Raw genomic sequence first — 898 nt, forward strand, 5'->3', positions numbered from 1 at the left:
CCTTTCCGTTATCTCAGTCAAAGGCGACTCGATGGAAGGCGTGCTGAATGATGGCGACACCATCCTCATCAATCACGGACAAACCACGCCGCGCGACGGCCTCTATGTTTTACGCCTCAACGAAAACCTTTTGGTCAAACGCCTGCAATTGATACCCGGCGGCATCGTCAACGTCATTTCTGCCAACGAAGCCTACCCTACTTTTGAAATCGACTTTAAAAATCCGACCGACGACGTTGCCATCATCGGCCGTGTCGAATGGTTTGGCAGAAGTATCTAAATCTGACATACTGGTGCTTGAAATTTCTGCCATGCCCTCCATGTAAGCTGGCAGACCCTGTCTGCACAAACTTGCCTTGGCTAACGGTTTGCGCGACAATAGTAAAAATATTCATATAAAAGGAATCACATCATGTCAGACGAAAGCCCTATTATCTTTACTGACAGCTGCTGCACCAAAGTTGCCGACCTGATTGCCGAAGAGAACAATCCCGATTTGAAATTACGCGTATTCGTCAACGGCGGCGGTTGCTCCGGCTTCCAATACGGTTTTACCTTTGACGAAATCAAAAACGACGACGATTTTGAAATCCAGAAAAACGGCCTGACGTTCTTGGTTGACCCGATGAGCTACCAATATCTGGTTGGTGCGGAAATCGACTACACCGAAAGCCTGCAAGGTTCTCAATTCGTCATCCGCAATCCGAATGCAGAGACAACTTGCGGTTGCGGTTCGTCCTTCTCCGTATAAACAATCCGTTTTTGCCACAAAAAACAGGCCGTCTGTATCTTCAGACGGCCTTTTGTGTGAATTTATTTTAAACAATTTTAGATTTACTTTATAATAATAATATCGGGCGTGAATATTTACTCTACAATAGACATAACATTGGACATG

2 protein-coding genes are annotated in these 898 nt (G+C 45.5%); both read left to right on the forward strand.

Annotated features, from left to right (window positions below; genetic code table 11):
• A partial coding sequence (locus ACTHUE_RS19505) for a S24 family peptidase (protein ID WP_440424226.1) occupies nucleotides 1-280 on the forward strand: 280 nt, incomplete at its 5' end.
• A 132-nt stretch (nucleotides 281-412) separates the two neighbouring features.
• Nucleotides 413-751, forward strand: coding sequence for an iron-sulfur cluster insertion protein ErpA (gene erpA / locus ACTHUE_RS19510; RefSeq protein WP_003680162.1), 339 nt, complete (start codon nucleotides 413-415; stop codon nucleotides 749-751).
• Nucleotides 752-898 lie beyond the last annotated feature (147 nt).

The organism is Neisseria sp. P0021.S005 (assembly GCF_051956955.1).

Bases quoted from the DNA above. Each gene is read 5' to 3' on its own strand.
- erpA (WP_003680162.1), top strand. From the start codon at position 413: ATGTCAGACGAAAGCCCTATTATCTTTACTGACAGCTGCTGCACCAAA.